This is a genomic window from Clostridium sp. N3C, assembly GCF_900095445.1.
Lineage (GTDB): Bacteria > Bacillota > Clostridia > Clostridiales > Clostridiaceae > Clostridium_AU.
Window position 1 is genome coordinate 1 of sequence record NZ_FMJL01000061.1, and the last position, 19,185, is coordinate 19,185.

Consider the following 19,185-nt stretch of genomic DNA (forward strand, 5'->3'; position numbering starts at 1 on the left):
TTTATAAAAAACAAGAATATCATAAAAGTAGAAAATTAAATTCTATTATTGTATAATATTTTTTGAGATGGTAAAAATTTAACACTATAAAACTTAAGTTCCTTATGTAAGGAACTTTTTAATTAATGTTGACTAATTAATATAATTAGTTTATAATAAGTTCAGAACATGCGTTCGGAAAGGAATGAGAAACGATGGCAAATTTAGATTTGGAAAAAATGAAAGCTATAGAGGCCGCTATGAGCCAAATTGAAAAGCAATTTGGTAAAGGCTCAATAATGAAGCTTGGTGAACATAATATACTAGATATTGAAGCTATTCCTACTGGTTGTTTAGACTTAGATATTGCTCTTGGTATAGGCGGAGTTCCACGGGGAAGAATAGTTGAAATCTTCGGACCTGAATCATCCGGTAAAACAACAGTTGCATTGCATATTGTAGCAGAAGCACAGAAGAAAGGCGGTGTAGCTGCATTTATTGATGCAGAGCATGCTTTAGATCCTAGCTATGCTAAAAAACTAGGAGTTGATATAGATAATCTTATTGTGTCACAGCCAGATACAGGTGAACAGGCATTAGAAATTGCAGAAGCACTAGTTAGATCTAACGCTATTGATGTAATAGTTGTAGACTCTGTTGCAGCATTAGTACCTAGAGCGGAAATAGAAGGAGAGATGGGAGATTCTCACGTAGGATTACAAGCAAGACTTATGTCCCAAGCGCTAAGAAAATTAGCTGGATCTATTAATAAATCAAAGTGTGTAGCAATATTTATAAACCAATTAAGAGAAAAGGTAGGAGTAATGTTTGGCAATCCAGAAACTACACCTGGTGGTAGAGCACTTAAATTTTACGCTTCTGTAAGAATGGATATTAGAAGAGTTGATTCTATTAAACAAGGTGATGATGTTATCGGTAATAGAACAAGAGTAAAAATAATTAAAAATAAGGTTGCGCCACCTTTTAAACAATCAGAATTTGATATTATGTATAATGAAGGTATTTCAAGAGTAGGTACAATTATTGATGTAGGTGTTAAGGAAAATATAGTTCAGAAGAGTGGAGCATGGTTTTCATATAATGATATACGACTTGGTCAAGGAAGAGAGAATTCAAAGCAATATTTAAAAGAAAATCCTGAACTAGCTTTAGAGATAGAAAATTTAATCAGAAAGAAATATAATTTACCACCAATCACAACTCCAATAATAACTGAACAACAAGCAGATGAAGATGTAGCTATTGGAGAGTTGGAAATTGAAAAAGATAAAGAATAGATGTGAGAAAGCAGTATTTTACTGCTTTTTCTTATTGCAAATAATCACTTATCAATCTAATTCCGTCTAATAATTATAATGCTAGTTAACATAATTATTAATATGTATATCTAAATAGACAATTTTCTCTCAAAAGGTTTTCAACTTGACATTAATAAAAAAATAATATAAAATATATACAAATACTGGTTTATCATATTTAATATTTTTTATTGAATAATATGACACCTTTTCTAAGCTTTCATTTTCAATTAAAACTACAATACATTAAAGCAAAGTAGGTGTTCGTATGAGTAAATATCTAATACCATTAGCTGTAGTAATACTCACCGCAGCGGTATTAATAATTGAATTTCTAATAAGAAAAAGATTAGTAGAAGAAAAAATTGTAAAAGCGGAACAGGAAGCTGAGAGAATTTTGGAAGCAGCAAATAAAGAAGCTGATACCAAAAAGAAAGAAGCTATACTGGAAGCAAAAGAAGAAGTTCATAAGTTGAGAAATGACTTAGAACGAGAGTCCAGAGAAAGACGAAATGAACTCCAAAGAATGGAAAGAAGAATGCTTCTGAGGGAAGAGTCTTTGGACAAAAAAAGTGATATGCTTGAAAAAAAGGATGAAAGTATTAATAAGAGACTGCAGGAAGTGCAACAACTAGAGGAAAGTGTTCAGATGCTATATGAAAAGCAGAGAGAAGAATTAGAGCGCATTGCTGGTATGACTTCAGAAGATGCAAAAGCACTTCTATTAGATCAGTTAAACGCAGAATTGAAACATGATTATGCTATTATGATTAAAGAGTTCGAAACTAAAACCAAGGAAGAAAGTGAAAAAAGAGCTAGAGAAATAATTACTACCGCAATCCAAAGATGCGCGGCAGACCATGTTTCTGAGTCCACAGTTCATGTAGTTGCGCTACCTAATGATGAAATGAAGGGTAGAATTATAGGTAGAGAAGGTAGGAATATCAGAACTCTAGAAACTTTAACTGGTGTTGACTTAATAATTGATGATACACCAGAAGCAGTTATACTTTCAAGTTTTGATCCAATTAGGCGTGAAGTTGCTAAAATAGCTTTAGAAAAGTTAATAATCGATGGTAGAATTCATCCAGCTAGAATCGAAGAAATGGTAGAAAGAGCAAAGAAAGAAGTTGAAAACAACATAAAAGAGGAAGGTGAACAAGCAACCTTTGAAACTGGTGTACATGGATTGCATCAAGAATTGATTAAATTGCTTGGAAGATTAAAGTACAGAACTAGTTATGGTCAAAATGTGCTTAAGCATTCTCTAGAGGTTGCATATCTAGCGGGACTTATGGCTAGCGAATTAGGTTTAGATCCAACTATAGCTAAAAGAGCAGGTTTGCTTCATGATATTGGTAAAGCTGTAGATCATGAAGTAGAAGGTCCTCATGCAATAATAGGAGCAGAATTAGCGAAAAAGTATCATGAAACACCTATTGTTGTTAATGCTATAGGAGCACATCATGGAGATATAGAAATGCAGTCTTTAGAAGCTGTCCTTGTTCAGGCAGCAGATGCTATATCCGCTGCTAGACCTGGTGCTAGAAGAGAAACTCTCGAAGCATACATTAAGAGATTGGAAAAGTTAGAGGAAATTGCAAATTCATATGAAGGCGTAGAAAAGTCATTTGCGATTCAAGCAGGTAGAGAAGTAAGAATTATGGTTAAACCAGATCAAATTGATGATGCCGGGATAATTGAAATGTCTAGAAAGTTAGTTAAAAAGATAGAAGAAGAATTAGAGTATCCTGGTCAAATTAAAGTAAATGTGATAAGAGAAACACGTGCTATTGATTATGCAAAATAATTATTATTAGTGTTGAAAGAAAGACTCCTTTAAACTTTGTAAAAAATCAAAGTTTAAAAGGAGTTTTCTATTTGCTTGTAGAAATTAAATAGTATAAAGTATGTTTCTATATGATAAATGTAAGGAGGTATTTTTATGGAACCGCTAAAAGTTTCAGCAAAATCTATTCCAAATTCAGTCGCTGGTGCAATAACTACAGTAATTAAAGAAAATGGAGTTGCAGAGCTTCAAGCTATTGGGGCTGCTGCTATTAATCAAGCAGTTAAAGCAATAGCAATAGCTCGGGGATTTTTAGCACCTAGTGTAATCAACTTAGTTTGCATTCCTGCTTTTGTAGATGTTTTGATTAATGACGAAGAAAGAACTGCTATGAAATTTACCTTAGAACCAAGGAATATTTCAAATATCAATGAAGATTAGTTCTTTTAATAGCAAAGATATTTACATTAGTTATTATAAGTGATATATTTTGTATGTAAACCTTAAAGAAAAAGAAATAGGTGTTTATGATGATTTATTCGGATCTACACATACATTCTAGCTATTCTGATGGTAACTTATCTCCAAAGGAAATTATTCGTATGGCTGAAGCTAGTAATATTCAGTGTGTATCTATAACGGACCATGATTCTATATCATCACAGCAGCAGTTAACTTCTTTAGAAACTTCTATAAAAATTGTTACAGGTATTGAGCTCAGTAGTGAATATTGTGGATATGAAATACATATTTTAGGATACTTTATTGATATAAACAATTGCGAGTTAAATAATAAATTGAAAATTATTCAAAATACAAGAATTGAAAGAGTACATAATATTGTTGAAAAATTAAAAGAATTGGACATAGATATATCTTTGAATGATCTAGATGTAAATAAGTATGTTTCTTTAGGTAGACCGCATATTGCAAAGATTCTTCAAGAAAAGGGCTATGTTAACTCAATAAAGGAAGCTTTTTATCTTTATTTAGCTAAAGATAGACCAGCTTACATTGAGCGGTTCAAATTAAATTATAAAGAAGCCCTAGGACTCATTAGACAAAGTGGAGGCATTGCTGTGTTAGCTCATCCGGGAGAAATATATAAGAATATAAACATTGAAAAATTTATTAAAGAACTTAAAGTATACGGATTAAATGGTATAGAGGTGTATCATCCTTCCCATAATAGTGATGCAGTTAACAAATTTTATAATATTGCAAAAAAGTATAAGCTAATTATTACAGGGGGAAGTGATTATCATGGGGGAGATTCAAATTCTGATATTAGAATAGGTTCAGTGGGCTTAGATTACAATTTAACTAAAAAACTATTCAAATATTATTTGAAAAATGGAGGAGTATACAATGAAATTTTCTAACTTATCCTTGCAATTGGAACCATCTATAACCTTGGAAATAACAGCAAAAGCTAAAGCTGCAAAGGAGATGGGTAAAGATGTAATTAGTTTTGGCGCTGGGGAACCAGACTTTAATACACCTGATAATATAATAGATGCAGCTATAGAAGCAATGAAAAAAGGATTAACTAAGTACACACCTGCATCTGGTATTTTGCAGTTAAAGGAAGCTATATGTAAAAAGTTATCCAAGGATAACAATCTTACATATAGTACTTCTCAAATTATAGTGTCCACTGGTGCTAAGCAATGTCTATCTAATGTTTTTCAAGCAATTATTAATCCAGGAGATGAAGTAATAGTACCAGTTCCTTATTGGATATCTTATCCTGAATTAATTAAACTATATGGTGGCGTTCCAGTATATGTAAACACTAGTGCAGATAATAACTTTAAATATGAAATAAGCGATCTAGAAAAAGTCATAACTGATAACACAAAGGCCATATTAATTAATAGTCCAAATAATCCTACAGGTACTGTATATGATTATGAGGATTTAAAAGCAATTGCTAAATTTGCTAAAAAGCATGATTTGCTTATTATTTCTGATGAAATTTATGAAAAATTAATATACGATGACCTAAAGCATGTAAGCATTGCTTCTATTAGCGAAGATGCATATAATAGAACAATTATTATTAATGGTCTTTCTAAAACTTATGCTATGACAGGTTGGAGAATAGGTTATGCTGCAGGACCACAGGGGTTAATTAAAATCATGTCAAGTATACAAAGTCATACAACATCTAATCCAACATCAGTTTGTCAGTATGCAGCAATAGAAGCTTTAACTGGTCCTCAAGATAAAGTAGAATTTATGATTGAACAGTTCAAATTAAGACGTGATTACATGGTAGAAAAAATCAATAGTATAAAAGGCATTAGCTGTGTTAAACCAAAAGGTGCTTTTTATGTAATGGTTAATGTAAAGGATATATTGAACAAAAAGATAGATGGTGAACCTATTGCTAATTCTTTAAATCTAGCAAATCTATTATTAGAAAAGTATTTAGTAGCAGTGGTACCTGGAGCAGCTTTTGGAGATGATAATTATATTAGATTATCTTATGCGACCTCTATGGAAAATATCAAAAAAGGCTTAGACCGTTTAGAGAAGTTTGTTTCCAGTTTAATATAAGATGTATTTCTAATAAATAGATAGATTATAAGAATATTATGTTTAAAATTTTAAGATTTCATGATATATTTATTATATAGTATTATAATTTGTAAACAGAGGGTGATTAATATATGAAAAAGAAAATTGATCTTGTTTTGCCTATTTCAGGAGAAGTAGTATCCTTAACAGAAGTAAACGATTATTTATTTAATAAAAAAATTATGGGTGAAGGTGCAGCTATTAAACCAGATGATAACTTTGTGTATTCCCCTGTAGATGGTGAAATTGTTCTTGTTTATGATGCTAAGCACGCTATTGGTATAAAAACTGAAGAAGGCTTGCAAATATTAATCCATGTGGGAATAGATTCTGTAAAGTTAGAAGGTAAAGGATTTGCATCTTATGTTAAAGTAGGAGATAAAGTAAAGGCTGGAGATAAAATATTGTTTTTTGATAGAGAGTTCGTAGAAAGACAAGCTTCTACTATAACTCCACTTGTTATTACAAATTCAGAGATAATAGATAGTATTGATATAAGCTATAAAACTACAAAAGCTAAAGAAGTATTCATGACTGTAGTATTAAAATAGGAGGATGGAAAAATGATTACAAGAGAAGTGATAGTAAAAAGTTCTACGGGGTTACATGCAAGACCAGCAACGTTGTTGGTAAAAAAAGCTTCTTCATTCAAATCAGACATAACAATTGAACATAATAATAAAAAAGCAAATGTTAAAAGTTTAATTGGCGTATTATCTTTAGGAGTATCTAAAAATTCTAAGATTACTATAACAGCCTCCGGTGATGATGAGGTTCACGCAGTTGAAGAATTGGTTAAGTTAATAAATTCATTGGAAGAATAAAGAGGGATATTGTTACCCTCTTTTTTATATGGTAAAATCTATGGTATAATAAAATTGCTTAAAAAAAGAGAATGGAGGCAAAGGATGAGAAATTTGTATAATTCACCACTTAATTCAAGGTACTCTTCAAAGGAAATGAGCTATTTATTTTCCGATGATATGAAGTTCCAAACTTGGAGAAAGTTATGGGTAGCATTAGCTGAAAGCGAAAAGGAGTTGGGGCTAAATATTACCGATGAACAAATCGAAGAACTTCGTAACAATATTTCAAATATAAATTATGAAGATGCCGAAAGAAAAGAAAAAGAGATTAGACATGATGTTATGAGTCATGTTTATGCTTATGGTCTTCAATGTCCTAAGGCAAAGGGTATTATCCATTTAGGTGCAACAAGCTGCTACGTTGGCGATAATACTGATCTAATCATTATGAGAGAAGCTCTTCTATTAATTAAGAAGAAAATCGTTTGTATCATAGAATCCCTATCTAAATTTGCTGATAAATATAAGAACATGCCAACCCTTGGATTTACACATCTTCAGCCTGCTCAGCTCACAACAGTTGGTAAAAGAGCTTGCTTATGGATTCAAGATCTTGTTATAGATTTAGAAAATTTAGATTTTGTTATTAAAAACATAAAAATGAGAGGTGTTAAAGGTACCACCGGTACACAAGCAAGTTTCATGAATTTGCTTAATGATGATGAAGAAAAGGTAAAGAAGTTAGATAAACTTGTAGCTGAAAAAATGGGCTTTAGTGAAACTTTACCTATTACTGGACAAACATATACTAGAAAAATTGATTCCATTGTTCTAAATACGCTATCTGAAATTGCTCAAAGCGCATATAAGTTCAGTAACGATATTAGAATACTTCAAAATATGAAAGAAATTGAAGAACCTTTTGAAAAAAATCAGGTAGGTTCTTCCGCTATGGCATACAAGAGAAATCCTATGCGTTCAGAAAGAATTGGTGCTTTAGCTAGATATGTAATTGTAGATGCCTTGAATCCTGCAATTACAGCATCAACACAATGGTTTGAAAGAACATTAGACGATTCTGCTAATAAAAGAATAGCTGTAGCAGAAGCCTTTTTAGCTTTAGATGGAGTTTTAAATTTATATCTTAATGTTAGTGAAAATTTAGTTGTATATGAAAAGGTAATAGAAGCACATGTAAAAAATGAACTACCATTTATGGCTACAGAAAATATTATGATGGAAGCTGTAAAAAGAGGGGCAGATAGACAAGAGTTACATGAACGTATAAGGGTGCATTCGATGGATGCAGCAAAACGAGTTAAAGAAGAAGGATTAAACAATGATTTACTTGAAAGAATTATAGCAGATCCTATTTTTAGAATGACTAGAGAAGAGATTTTACAAATAGTTAATCCTATTAAATTTGTAGGAAGAGCTCCTGGTCAAGTAAAAGATTTCTTAGAAAATGTTGTTAATCCAATATTAAAAGAAAACCATGAGTACTTAGGCGAGAAAGTTGAAATAAATGTTTAATATTTTATAATTTAAACTTCTAAAAAGTTGTATGTTCAAATATAAATGAATATACAACTTTTTTATTATGTTATTTTATATGAATTGTGAATTTTACAATTATACCCAGATGTGTCCACAGGTTGTGATTTACATTATATGGTATATTTATACAAGGGAAAAATATCGAATATTTGACTTATTGATAAACATTATCATTTGAGGATGATAATAATAAAAAAGGGGTTTGTGTCAAAATAATAATTTGCAAAACAGATTGTTTTAAAAAGCTCATCGAATATTACCGTCGTTGAATTTAAAAATCACTAAAAAATTAATTTTCATAAATTCGAAAAAGTAATTATTATAGAATCAAAAAAATTTGAAATCCGAAAAAATAATACAATGGATGATTAGTTTGTATATAAATAATTTGGAATAATATAGCAATAAATGTTATTATGTCACCTCATATAATTGCGCTAAATCATAATTTAGCGCAATATCATAGACAAACGACATCCATCGTGATATAATATAATTGAGGTGATTGTTAATGAGCAGCCGATATGAATTAATAACTTACCAAGAGTCTGAGAAATCTTTGTTACATAAAAGCGAATTATCAGAGTTAGATTATATTAATATAAATAAATTAACAAAAGAACTTGAAGGAAAATCTTACGCTTCTGTCATAAAAGATATTTACATATTATATAAAAACGGTTATTCAACTTCACAATTGGCCAGTATATATAATCTCAGTCAAAGACAAATGCAGCGGATAATTAAGGAAATGGATCTAACGTCAAAATTACCAAAAAACAAGAGATCTAATACCGGCAAAGATGAAAAGAAAATCTCAACTAACCCAGCTCCTTCCCCTACCTTTTTTGATGATTATTTTATGTTGCCTAGGAGATTGGTAGAATATTTAAATTACCTGGATGTAATTAAAGGTAGATCTAGTAATACCGTCGACGGATATAAAATGGATTTGGTTTTATTATTTAGATTTTTAAAAATCTATAGAGGTATGTGTCCTAGAAACATAGACTTTACAGAAATTCAAATAAATGATGTTGATGATAATTTTATAAGATCCATAAATTTATCCGAGTTATATGCCTTTCTATCTTTTGCTGAAAAAAATAGAAAAAATAGTACCTATGCAAGAGCTAGAAAAGTTGCCTCTGTTAGATCCTTTTTTAAATACCTTAGCACAAAAGCAAAGGTTTTAGATGAAAATCCAGCTTTGGAACTAGAAACTCCCAAAATTGAAAAAAGAAATCCAATTTATTTAACATTAAATGAAAGCAAAGAATTGCTAAAATCTGTAGATGGAACTTATAGACATGAAAAAAGAGATTACTGTATAATAACTTTATTTTTAAACTGTGGATTACGTCTATCTGAGTTATGCAGTATAAATCTTTCTAAAATTAAAGAAGATACTTTAACAGTTATAGGTAAAGGTAATAAGGAGCGTACCGTTTATCTAAATGAGGCCTGCTTGAAAGCAATTTCTGATTATATACTATTAGAAAGAAATAGTATGGAAATATTACCAGAACATAAAGATGCCCTTTTTATTAGCGAAAAGAAAACTAGAATAAGCAAAAGAACTGTAGAAGTAATAATTGATAAGTATTTAAAGGCTGCTGGATTGGATAGTAGCAAATATTCACCTCATAAGCTTAGACATACTGCAGCGACTTTAATGTACAAGCATGGAAATGTTGATATTCGAAGTCTTCAGAAGATTTTAGGTCACGAAAGTGTATCTACTACTCAAATTTATACTCATGTAGACGATGATAGATTAAGAGAAGCTGTTAAATTAAATCCATTAAATGATGCAAAAACGAAGTAAAAAGCTGCCTTTATTTAGCGCAGCTTTTTCTTTGGATCTTTTATAACAAATAAACCAGGGGTGTATTCTTCTAGCACTTTATTTTCCTTTTCTTCTAGTAGTTCCTTTAATCCTTCGATGTCTTCTATAAATTCCACATTCAAATCTTGGTCTTCCTCTATATCTAAAAATTTATAATCCTCATCAAAAAGCATAGTCTCTACTGGTTCTGTATCTATTAGCAAGTCTTCATCCTCAAAGTCATCCCCTTCATATATATCTTCAATTAATACTTTTCTGTAATCATTGCTGTTGATTTCTAAACATTTTCCGCAGTTATCGCAGATTTTATTTTGATCTAAATCGCATAAATCACATTGATTACAATCATCACATATCTTATTTTCGTGAAATATACATTGTTTATCCATAGGTTAACCTCTCCTTTTATCCTGAACAATCAGTAAACTTATAAATCAAAGCACATTTAATTATAATTGAGTAAAAAAATTTTTTCAACATTGTATAATTATTATATTAAGTGGCTATCATTAATAGCTAGAACGTAAGTTTGAATAAATCAAAAATTTATGTTATAATTTATTTGAAATGAGAGGTGAAATTATGTCTGAAGGTTTAAGTGCTAAGCAAAAAGAAGTATATGAATTTTTGAAAAAATATTCACTAGAAAAAGGGTATCCACCAGCAGTTCGTGAAATTTGTGAAGCTGTAGGCTTAAGTTCTACATCAACGGTTCACGGACACCTAAAAAAGCTAGAGAAAAAGGGCCTGATAAAGCGTGATGCTACAAAACCAAGAGCCCTAGAAATTTGTGAATTTGCTAACCGTAAGAAGGAAATGATTGATATTCCTATAGTTGGCAAAGTTACTGCTGGAGAACCTATTTTAGCTGTGGAAAACATAGAAGATACTTTCACAATCCCTTTAAACTATATCAAAAACCGTAATGATCTATTTATCCTAAAAGTTAAAGGGGAAAGTATGATTGATGCTGGAATTTTGGATGGTGATTTAGCTATTATAGAAAAAACCGAAACTGTTCAAAATGGTGAGATAGCAGTAGCTTTAATAGATAATTCAGCTACCATAAAAAGATTCTTTAAAGAAAAGGATCATATTCGATTACAACCTGAAAATAAAACTATGAGTCCTATTATAGTGAAAGATTGCAGAATTCTTGGTAAATTAGTTGGCATTTATAGAACATATTAATTATAAAAACTCGGGAACTAAGTCTCGAGTTTTTATAATTAGCAATTTTTTATCATATTATTTAAGGATATTATTTAATGCTATGGATAGACCTATCTTAACATGTTCTAAAGTCAATCCACCTTGAAGATAAGCAATATATGGCGGTCTTATTGGTGCATCAGCAGAAAGCTCTATAGACGAACCTTGAACAAAGGCGCCGGCAGCCATGATAACCTGATCATTATAGCCAGGCATATCCCAAGGTTCACATTCTACAAAGGAATCTATTGGAGATCCTTTTTGAATACCTTTGCAGAATTTAATTAGCTTTTCTTTATCATTAAACTTTATAGCTTGTATAATGTCCGTTCTTCTATCAGTATAGGTAGGCATAACTTCAAAGCCTGCTAATTCCATTAGTCTAGAGCATAACACTGCCCCTTTTACAGCTTCCATAGTTATATGAGGAGCTAAAAATAGACCTTGATAAAAGGATCTCATAACTCCAAAGGTTGATCCACATTCCCCTCCTATTCCTGGTACCGTTAGCCTATAGGATGCTTGTTCAACATACTCTTTCTTTCCAACAATATAAGCTCCAGTTGGTGCAATACCACCGCCAATATTTTTGATTAAAGATCCACACATTAAATCCGCGCCTATTTCCGTCGGTTCTTTCACTTCTACGAACTCTCCATAGCAATTATCTACAAAACAAATAAGATCGTTATTGATATTCTTAACAAAAGCAATAGCTTTTTCAATTCTAGTAATATCTAGTGATTTTCTCCAGCCATACCCGGTGGACTTTTGAATATGAACTAGTTTAATGCTTTTATCTTCTTTAAGAACCTTTTCTATTTTTTCATAATCAAAGTCACCATTAACTAAGTCTATTTGCTTATAGCCTATTCCATAATCTTTTAAGGAACCTATATTTTCTTTTACGTTTATACCTATGATGTTATGAAGTGTATCATAAGGCTCTCCTGAAATAGCTAACATAGTATCACCAGGTCTTAAATTACCTAGAAGTGCAGCCCCTATCGCATGGGTTCCGCTTACAAAGTGGGGTCTTACCAAAGCAGCTTCACATTTAAATATATTAGTGTAAACTTTATCTAAAGTATCCCTACCAATATCGCCATATCCATATCCAGTAGAATTAGTAAAGTGTGTATCGCTGATTTTTTCCTGCTGAAAAGCACTTAGAACTTTAGCTTGATTAAACTCTTTTATTTCATCATAATATTTAAATTCCGCTTCGGTATCCTTTTCAGCTAAATCTAGATAATCAATAACGGTATCACTGATCTTATAGTTTTGCTTCAAGATGTTTTTCATGTGTATATTCATATAATTCCCCTCCAGTATAAAATATTAACACATAAAAAAAGAATAGGCAAATGGCCTATTCTTATTAATCTACATCTTTTTCATCAGCATTATGGTTTGAAAATAAAATAGTCTTTGATGGAGTTATAGTAGATATTGCATGCTTGTAAATCATCATCTGTTTTCCGTCACTATCTAAAATTACTGTAAAGTTATCAAAACCCTTCACATAACCTTTTAATTGAAAACCATTAGTTAAATATAGTTGATCTATGACATATAGCTCTGTATTATATTCACAAATTATGTAGGTATTATTGAATATACCTATATACTTTAGATCCGGTAACTTTGCAACAGGATTTTCTTTTATAGAATCTTCTCTTATAGTGCTTACTTCATTTTTTTCATTGTAAGAGTTTTTTTCATATAATTTATTATCCCTTTGAGATAGATTGTCAAAGGTATTTTGAGATAAATAAAAATTACTGTCCTTATCTCTGGATAAATCAATAGGAAGAGAAACTGTTTCATTTTTTACTTCATCTAAAGTATTAGTTTGAATTATATTATGAAAAGAAATTGCTTCAACAACTTCAGTTTTTACATTATTCACTGTTGGAACTTTTTCAATACTATCAGTTTCTACCATAAAGGTATCCTTTAGCGATTCTCTCATACCTTGGTGTACAGCATCGAAAATAAATTTAAAAATAAATCTATCATCGTTAAATTTCACTTCAGCTTTTGTAGGATGAATATTTACATCTATTAACTCAGGATAAATATCTAAAAATAAAACAAAAAAAGGAAACTTGTTAATAGTTAAAAAAGACTTCATTGCATTTTCAACGGCGGCTGTAATTAGTTTACTTTTTATATATCTTTTGTTTACATATATTGATTGATGATTTCTACTTCCTCTACTTATATCTTGATTTCCAACATAACCAAAAACACTTGCAAGGTCAGAATGGCTTTCAAAATAAATTAAATTATCAGCTACATTTTTCCCATAAATAATTCTAATTGAATCAAGAAGTTTACCATTTCCGTAGGTTTGTAATACCTTTTTGTTATTATTTACATACTTGAAAGATATATCGTTATTACATAAGGCTAATCGGCTGACTATATCAGTTACAGAAGAGGTTTCCTTAGAAACAGATTTCATAAATTTGAGTCTAGCTGGTACATTATAAAAGAGATCTCTTACTTCAATATAAGTCCCTATATTGCAGCCTACATCCTTTATGCTTTCTACAGCACCTCCATTGATTTCTATTTCTTTGCCATAGTCATGTTCCCTTGTTCGACTCTTAAGTTTTACTCTAGCTACAGAGGCTATGCTAGCAAGAGCTTCGCCTCTGAATCCAAAAGTACTAATCTTAAAAATATCATCTATTACTCTAATCTTACTGGTAGCATGGGGTAAAAAAGCTGTAGATATATCATCTGGATGAATGCCATGACCGTCGTCTATTACTTGTATTAGCTTCTGTCCACCATCACTAATTTCTATTGATATGTTTTTAGCACCAGCATCTATACTATTTTCTATTAATTCCTTTACCACAGAAAAAGGTCTTTCAACCACTTCACCAGCAGCTATTTTATTACTAGTTTCCTCATTTAAAATGTTTATTCGATTCATTGAACATCACCTGCATATCATATGTTTCTTGACTTTTGTACTAACTCATAGAGTTTATTAAAGGCTTCCATAGGAGTGATATTCAAAACATCTATGTTTCTTATATCTTCTATAAAAGAATCTTTTTCTAAATCCATAAAATTTAATTGAACAGATTCCTGTTCCTCTTTCTTTTCTTTGGCCTTCTTTTCTTCTTTTTTATCTAAAGTAATTGCTGCCTCATTAATATAAGATACATCAATTTTATTATTTTGTTCCAAATCCTCCAATATTTCTTTAGATCTATCTATTACCTCTTTTGGTAGACCTGCTAACTTTGCTACTTCTATGCCATAGGAGTGATCTGCTCCACCTTCTACAATTTTTCTTAGAAATACAATTTCATTTCCTATTTCCTTAACAGAAACACAATAGTTTTTTACACCCTTTATAATTCCCTCTAATTTAGTTAATTCGTGATAGTGAGTAGCAAATAAAGTTTTACATTTTAGATTATTTTGACTACAAATATATTCAATTACAGCCCAGGCTATGCTTAAACCATCGTAGGTGCTAGTTCCTCTTCCTACTTCATCTAATAGCACTAAACTATCATTGGTAGCGTTGCAAAGAATATTGGCTACTTCCGACATTTCCACCATAAAGGTACTTTTACCGGAAGATAGATCATCAGAAGCCCCTATACGGGTAAAGATCCTATCACATATACTTATTTCTGCCTCTTTCGCAGGAACAAAGCTACCAATTTGAGCCATAAGAGTTATTAGTGCTACCTGTCGCATATATGTGGATTTACCAGCCATATTAGGTCCTGTAATTAAAAGTAATTGATTTTCATTATTATCAATGTAGGTATCATTACTTACAAAAGAGCCTTCCTTCATAACCTTTTCTACCACAGGATGGCGTCCATCAACTATTTTAATATAGCCATTTTTATTTATTAGTGGCTTGTTATAGTTATTATCAAGAGCCACTTGAGCTAAAGAAACTAGGCAATCTAACTCTGAAATCAATTTGGCACTAGCCTTCAATCGATCAATGTTTTCTTCTACCTTGTTTCTTATATAGATAAATACCTTATATTCCAAATTGCAAAGTTTCTCTTCAGCTCCTAATATTTTTTCCTCCATTGCTTTCAGTTCTTCAGTAATAAACCTCTCAGCATTAGCTAAAGTCTGTTTACGTATATACCTACCTGGAGGAATCAATGAATAGTTGGCTTTGGTTATTTCTATATAATAACCGAAAACTTTATTATATCCAACCTTAAGAGATTTTATTCCTGTAACTTCCCTCTCCCTGTTTTCTAAATCCGCTATCCATTGCTTACCATAGGACTTGGCCTTTCTTAATTCATCTATTTCCTTATCAAAATTGTCTTTGATAATGTTTCCTTCTTTAATAGAAAGGGCCGGGGTTTCCATTATAGATTTTTCTAAAAGATCATGAATATCTCTTAAGTCATCCATATTGTTATAGATAGTTTTGAGCAAATAATTATCACTTTTACTTAATATATTTTTAATTTCTGGTATATTTTTCAGAGAGTGTTTTAAGGATAATAGCTCTTTAGCGTTTACACTTTGGCAAGAAACTTTTCCGCAAATTCTTTCTATATCATATACAGACTTTAGCTTATCCTTTAACTCTGAAAGCATACTAAAGTCATCTTTAATAGTCTCTACTGCATCAAGTCTATCCTCTATAGCCTTTTTATTAATAAGCGGTTGTTCTATCCATTTCCTTAACATTCTGCTGCCCATAGCAGTACTAGTTTTATCTAGAATCCAAAGTAAAGAACCCTTTCTTGACTTATCCCTAATATTTTCTGTTAACTCAAGATTTCTTCTTGTGTTTATATCCATATTCATATAATCTAGTACTTCATAGCATTCTAAAGTGTTGATTATAGAAAGGGATATTTTTTGTGTTTCATAAATATAATTAAGTAAACCATTTGCAGAACAGGAAATACTTCGGTGATAATTATTAAGATCTAAGTTAGGAAATTGCTTTTTAAAGTTATCTTCTACATTATGAGTAAAGTAACTAGCTTCTTTAGCTGTAATGGTTATATCCATTTTCTCTATAATATCTTTCAAGGATCCTAGCTCAAAATCAGATTGTATAAGTATTTCCTTAGGAGAAAACTTAAATATTTCATCTATAATTAGAGAATAATCCATATTAAAGGATGTAGCATTAAACTCCCCTGTAGATATATCTGCAAAACAAAGACCGCACTTTTCACTACTATTATCTAAATAAATACTTAATATATAATTATTTTTGTTATCTTCTAAAAAGGAAGAATCGGTAAAGGTACCGGGAGTTATGATTTTAATTATATCTCTTTTTACAATTCCTTTAGCTAAGGCTGGGTCTTCTAATTGCTCACAAATAGCTATTTTATAGCCTTTGGATACTAGTCTACTAATGTAATTATTAGCGGCATGATAGGGAATACCACACATAGGTGCCCTCTCTTCTAGACCGCAATCTCTACCTGTAAGAACAAGCTCCAGTTCTCTAGAAGCTATTTCAGCATCCTCAAAGAACATTTCATAAAAGTCCCCTAAACGGAAGAATAATATACAATCCTTGTTTTTCTCTTTAATTTGAATGTATTGTTGCATCATTGGTGTAAGAGCCATTATATTTCCTCCTAACGATAAAGGCTCTCTAGAGAGCCTTTAAAAATGTTAAATAGCTTCACCATTAAGTGAAAAGGTCAATGCTTCTGTAATTTTAACTTCTATAATCTTGCCGATAGAATCTTCTTTACCAATAAAGTTTACAAGTTTTCCTGTTTCAGTTCTTCCTGTAAGTTTAGAATCATCATTCTTACTCTTACCTTCAACAAGAACTTTTACAATTTTATCTTGATACTCCTTGTTTTTCTTAGCACTAATCTCATTTACTACTTGAACAAGTCTGTTAAAGCGCTCATGTTTTACAGCATCATCTATTTGATCTTCCATTCTATCTGCAGGAGTATACTTTCTGCGTGAATATATAAAAGTAAATGCAGAATCATATTCTACTTCCTTAACTAAATCTAAAGTATCTTGGAAGTCCTCTTCAGTTTCTCCAGGGAAGCCTACAATTATGTCTGTAGTAATAGCTACATTAGGAATTTCCTTTTTTATATTTCTTACTAATTCAAGATATTGTTCCCTATTATAGGACCTGTTCATCTTCTTCAATATCCTTGTAGAACCACTTTGAACCGGTAAATGTATTTGGTTGCAAACTTTATCACAATCTTTTATAGCTTGAATAACTTCCATAGTTAAATCCTTAGGATGGGAAGACATAAATCTTATTCTTTCCAAACCTTCTATTTCATTAACCATTCTTAACAATTTTGCAAAGTTTACATCCCCCTCTAAACCCTTTCCATAAGAGTTTACATTTTGACCTAATAGGGTAACCTCTTTATATCCTTGAGCAACTAAGGATTTTATTTCTTTAATTATTTCTTCTGGCTGTCTGCTTCTCTCTCTTCCTCTTACATATGGAACTATACAATAGGTGCAGAAATTATTGCAGCCGTAAGTTATAGTTACGAAGGCTTTTATATCACTTTTTCTATCTACAGGAATACCTTCAACTATTCCTTCTTCCTTATCAAGCACCTCTATAACTGATTTACCTTCCTGTTTTACTCTATTTAAATATTCAGGGAACTTATATGAATTATGAGTGCCAAATATAATGTCTACAAAAGGATATTTTTTTATAATGTTTTCAGCCATACCCTTTTGCTGCATCATACATCCACAAATTGCTATAATAAGATCCGGCTTTTTTTCCTTAAGCTTTTTTAAGGCTCCTAGATTACCATACACCTTAAGTTCAGCATTTTCTCTTACAGCGCAAGTGTTAAAAATGATAATATCTGCCTTATCTTTAGAATCTGTTTTTGAATAACCTATATTTTTTAGCATACCAGAAAGCTTTTCGGAATCTTCTTCATTCATCTGGCATCCCCAAGTTTCTATGTAGTATGTTGGTTTATTATAAGTCGTCATTTCAGTTCTCCTTCTCATTCATCTGTATAATAATATAATTATGCCTTATCTATATTGAAATTTATCTGATAAAAGCATAATTCTACCTATTTTATTATATTAAATTTGTAGTGATTTTGAAAGCCTTTTTTACTTTTCCTTATTCCCCATAATTATATAGATAAACAAAAGGATGAACCTCATTTTATTACAGTTCATCCTTTTTTACATACTGCCAGGTAAAATATACATCATCTTTAACGAAGCCTTTTTTCTCATAAAGCATGTAGGCTGCTGTGTTGCTTATATCAACCTTTATTTTAACCTTTTTATAGCCAGAGTTATATAATATGTTTAATAAATGATTTAGCAGTGCATTAGCTAAGCCTTTTCTCCTATAAGCCTCTAATATTCCAAAGTTCACTATTAAGGGCCAGGAATCGGTGATAATTATTTGTCCATAACCGACAAATTGCTTTTCATATTTTACGAAAATACACCAATCCTCTACAAAATAATCCTGCATTTCATCAATTATAATATCTTTAACTGTGAGAGGACGTCTATCCTTTTCAAAGAATATTTCATTTTGGAGGTCGCACCTTAATTTTTCATATTTACCCTTCTGAAAAGGAATAAATTCAACTTTATCCATTAAAGGTTCATGCATAAGATTGTTCAATAAGAAACTCATTTCATAGGTACCGTTCTTCTTAAAAAAACCCAGTTCTTCTATAAAATCAGCGGTATTTTTAGATACTTTTCCATCAAAGTAAAAATTGCTATCTCTTTTAAAAAGATTAAATAAAGTCTTGCATTTTAAGTCCATATATTCTTTCTCTACATATAGGGCGTTTATCAAATAATTATTTTTCCCTTGGTCTATTTTAGAATACCACATATAACCCACTAGTTTATTAGATTCCTCTAGCAAAATAACCTGCCTACGTAAAAAATATTTTGATAAAAAGTTAACTCTATTGTAATACTTAAAAAAATCTTCATTAAGTAAATTGAATTCATGGCGTTTTTTATTTAATTCTATAAAGGAATTTGCAAATTTATTACGTAACCTAAACGCTTTCAACTTAATATACCTTCCTTGTAATAATTTTCTTATTTAAA

16 protein-coding genes are annotated in these 19,185 nt (G+C 30.9%); 10 read left to right on the forward strand and 6 right to left on the reverse strand.

From position 1 onward, the window contains the following. The first annotated feature begins 194 nt into the window (after positions 1–194). The 9 genes from recA (at position 195) to N3C_RS13210 (ending at position 9,861) form a co-directional block, all read left to right on the forward strand. Positions 195–1,277, forward strand: a complete 1,083-nt coding sequence (gene recA / locus N3C_RS13170; protein ID WP_074366476.1) for a recombinase RecA — start codon at positions 195–197, stop codon at positions 1,275–1,277. A 289-nt stretch (positions 1,278–1,566) separates the two neighbouring features. Continuing rightward, entirely contained in the window at positions 1,567–3,108 is a 1,542-nt protein-coding gene (gene rny / locus N3C_RS13175; protein WP_074366477.1) for a ribonuclease Y, read from the forward strand. 135 nt (positions 3,109–3,243) lie between these two features. Next, positions 3,244–3,528 (forward strand): stage V sporulation protein S, encoded by a 285-nt coding sequence (locus tag N3C_RS13180; RefSeq protein ID WP_074366478.1) that lies wholly within the window; start codon positions 3,244–3,246, stop codon positions 3,526–3,528. An 89-nt stretch (positions 3,529–3,617) separates the two neighbouring features. After that, a complete protein-coding gene (locus tag N3C_RS13185; RefSeq protein WP_083604562.1) occupies positions 3,618–4,469 on the forward strand; it encodes a PHP domain-containing protein in 852 nt (283 codons plus the stop codon). Next, complete coding sequence (locus N3C_RS13190; protein ID WP_074366479.1) at positions 4,456–5,649, forward strand: pyridoxal phosphate-dependent aminotransferase; 1,194 nt, start codon at positions 4,456–4,458, stop codon at positions 5,647–5,649. The genes N3C_RS13185 and N3C_RS13190 overlap by 14 nt, the downstream gene beginning before the upstream one ends. A gap of 113 nt (positions 5,650–5,762) precedes the next feature. Beyond that, a complete protein-coding gene (locus N3C_RS13195; protein WP_074366480.1) occupies positions 5,763–6,221 on the forward strand; it encodes a PTS sugar transporter subunit IIA in 459 nt (152 codons plus the stop codon). 12 nt (positions 6,222–6,233) lie between these two features. Beyond that, entirely contained in the window at positions 6,234–6,494 is a 261-nt protein-coding gene (locus N3C_RS13200; RefSeq protein ID WP_074366481.1) for an HPr family phosphocarrier protein, read from the forward strand. Positions 6,495–6,578: 84 nt separating this feature from the next. Then, a complete protein-coding gene (gene purB / locus N3C_RS13205; RefSeq protein ID WP_074366482.1) occupies positions 6,579–8,009 on the forward strand; it encodes an adenylosuccinate lyase in 1,431 nt (476 codons plus the stop codon). An 886-nt stretch (positions 8,010–8,895) separates the two neighbouring features. After that, positions 8,896–9,861, forward strand: coding sequence for a tyrosine recombinase XerC (locus N3C_RS13210; RefSeq protein WP_074366491.1), 966 nt, complete (start codon positions 8,896–8,898; stop codon positions 9,859–9,861). 14 nt (positions 9,862–9,875) lie between these two features. Here N3C_RS13210 and N3C_RS13215 read toward each other — a convergent pair whose 3' ends face one another. Then, complete coding sequence (locus N3C_RS13215; protein ID WP_074366483.1) at positions 9,876–10,271, reverse strand: hypothetical protein; 396 nt, start codon at positions 10,269–10,271, stop codon at positions 9,876–9,878. Positions 10,272–10,464: 193 nt separating this feature from the next. Between N3C_RS13215 and lexA the strand changes: the two genes are divergently transcribed. Further along, the gene (gene lexA / locus N3C_RS13220) at positions 10,465–11,073 is read left to right on the forward strand and encodes a transcriptional repressor LexA (RefSeq protein WP_074366484.1); all 609 of its coding nucleotides are present in this window, start codon (positions 10,465–10,467) and stop codon (positions 11,071–11,073) included. A 57-nt stretch (positions 11,074–11,130) separates the two neighbouring features. Here lexA and N3C_RS13225 read toward each other — a convergent pair whose 3' ends face one another. The 5 genes from N3C_RS13225 to N3C_RS13245 all read right to left on the reverse strand — a co-directional run bounded on the left by N3C_RS13225 (position 11,131) and on the right by N3C_RS13245 (position 19,147). After that, positions 11,131–12,411 carry a methionine gamma-lyase family protein gene (locus tag N3C_RS13225; RefSeq protein ID WP_074366485.1) on the reverse strand — a complete coding sequence of 427 codons (1,281 nt, stop codon included), beginning with the start codon at positions 12,409–12,411 and terminating at the stop codon, positions 11,131–11,133. A 64-nt stretch (positions 12,412–12,475) separates the two neighbouring features. After that, positions 12,476–14,044 (reverse strand): DNA mismatch repair endonuclease MutL, encoded by a 1,569-nt coding sequence (gene mutL, locus N3C_RS13230; RefSeq protein ID WP_074366486.1) that lies wholly within the window; start codon positions 14,042–14,044, stop codon positions 12,476–12,478. A gap of 17 nt (positions 14,045–14,061) precedes the next feature. Beyond that, the gene (mutS, locus tag N3C_RS13235; RefSeq protein ID WP_074366487.1) at positions 14,062–16,701 is read right to left on the reverse strand and encodes a DNA mismatch repair protein MutS; all 2,640 of its coding nucleotides are present in this window, start codon (positions 16,699–16,701) and stop codon (positions 14,062–14,064) included. A gap of 48 nt (positions 16,702–16,749) precedes the next feature. Beyond that, entirely contained in the window at positions 16,750–18,081 is a 1,332-nt protein-coding gene (gene miaB, locus N3C_RS13240) for a tRNA (N6-isopentenyl adenosine(37)-C2)-methylthiotransferase MiaB (RefSeq protein ID WP_178377830.1), read from the reverse strand. 187 nt (positions 18,082–18,268) lie between these two features. Further along, entirely contained in the window at positions 18,269–19,147 is an 879-nt protein-coding gene (locus N3C_RS13245) for a GNAT family N-acetyltransferase (protein WP_074366489.1), read from the reverse strand. Between the last annotated feature and the right edge of the window lie 38 nt (positions 19,148–19,185).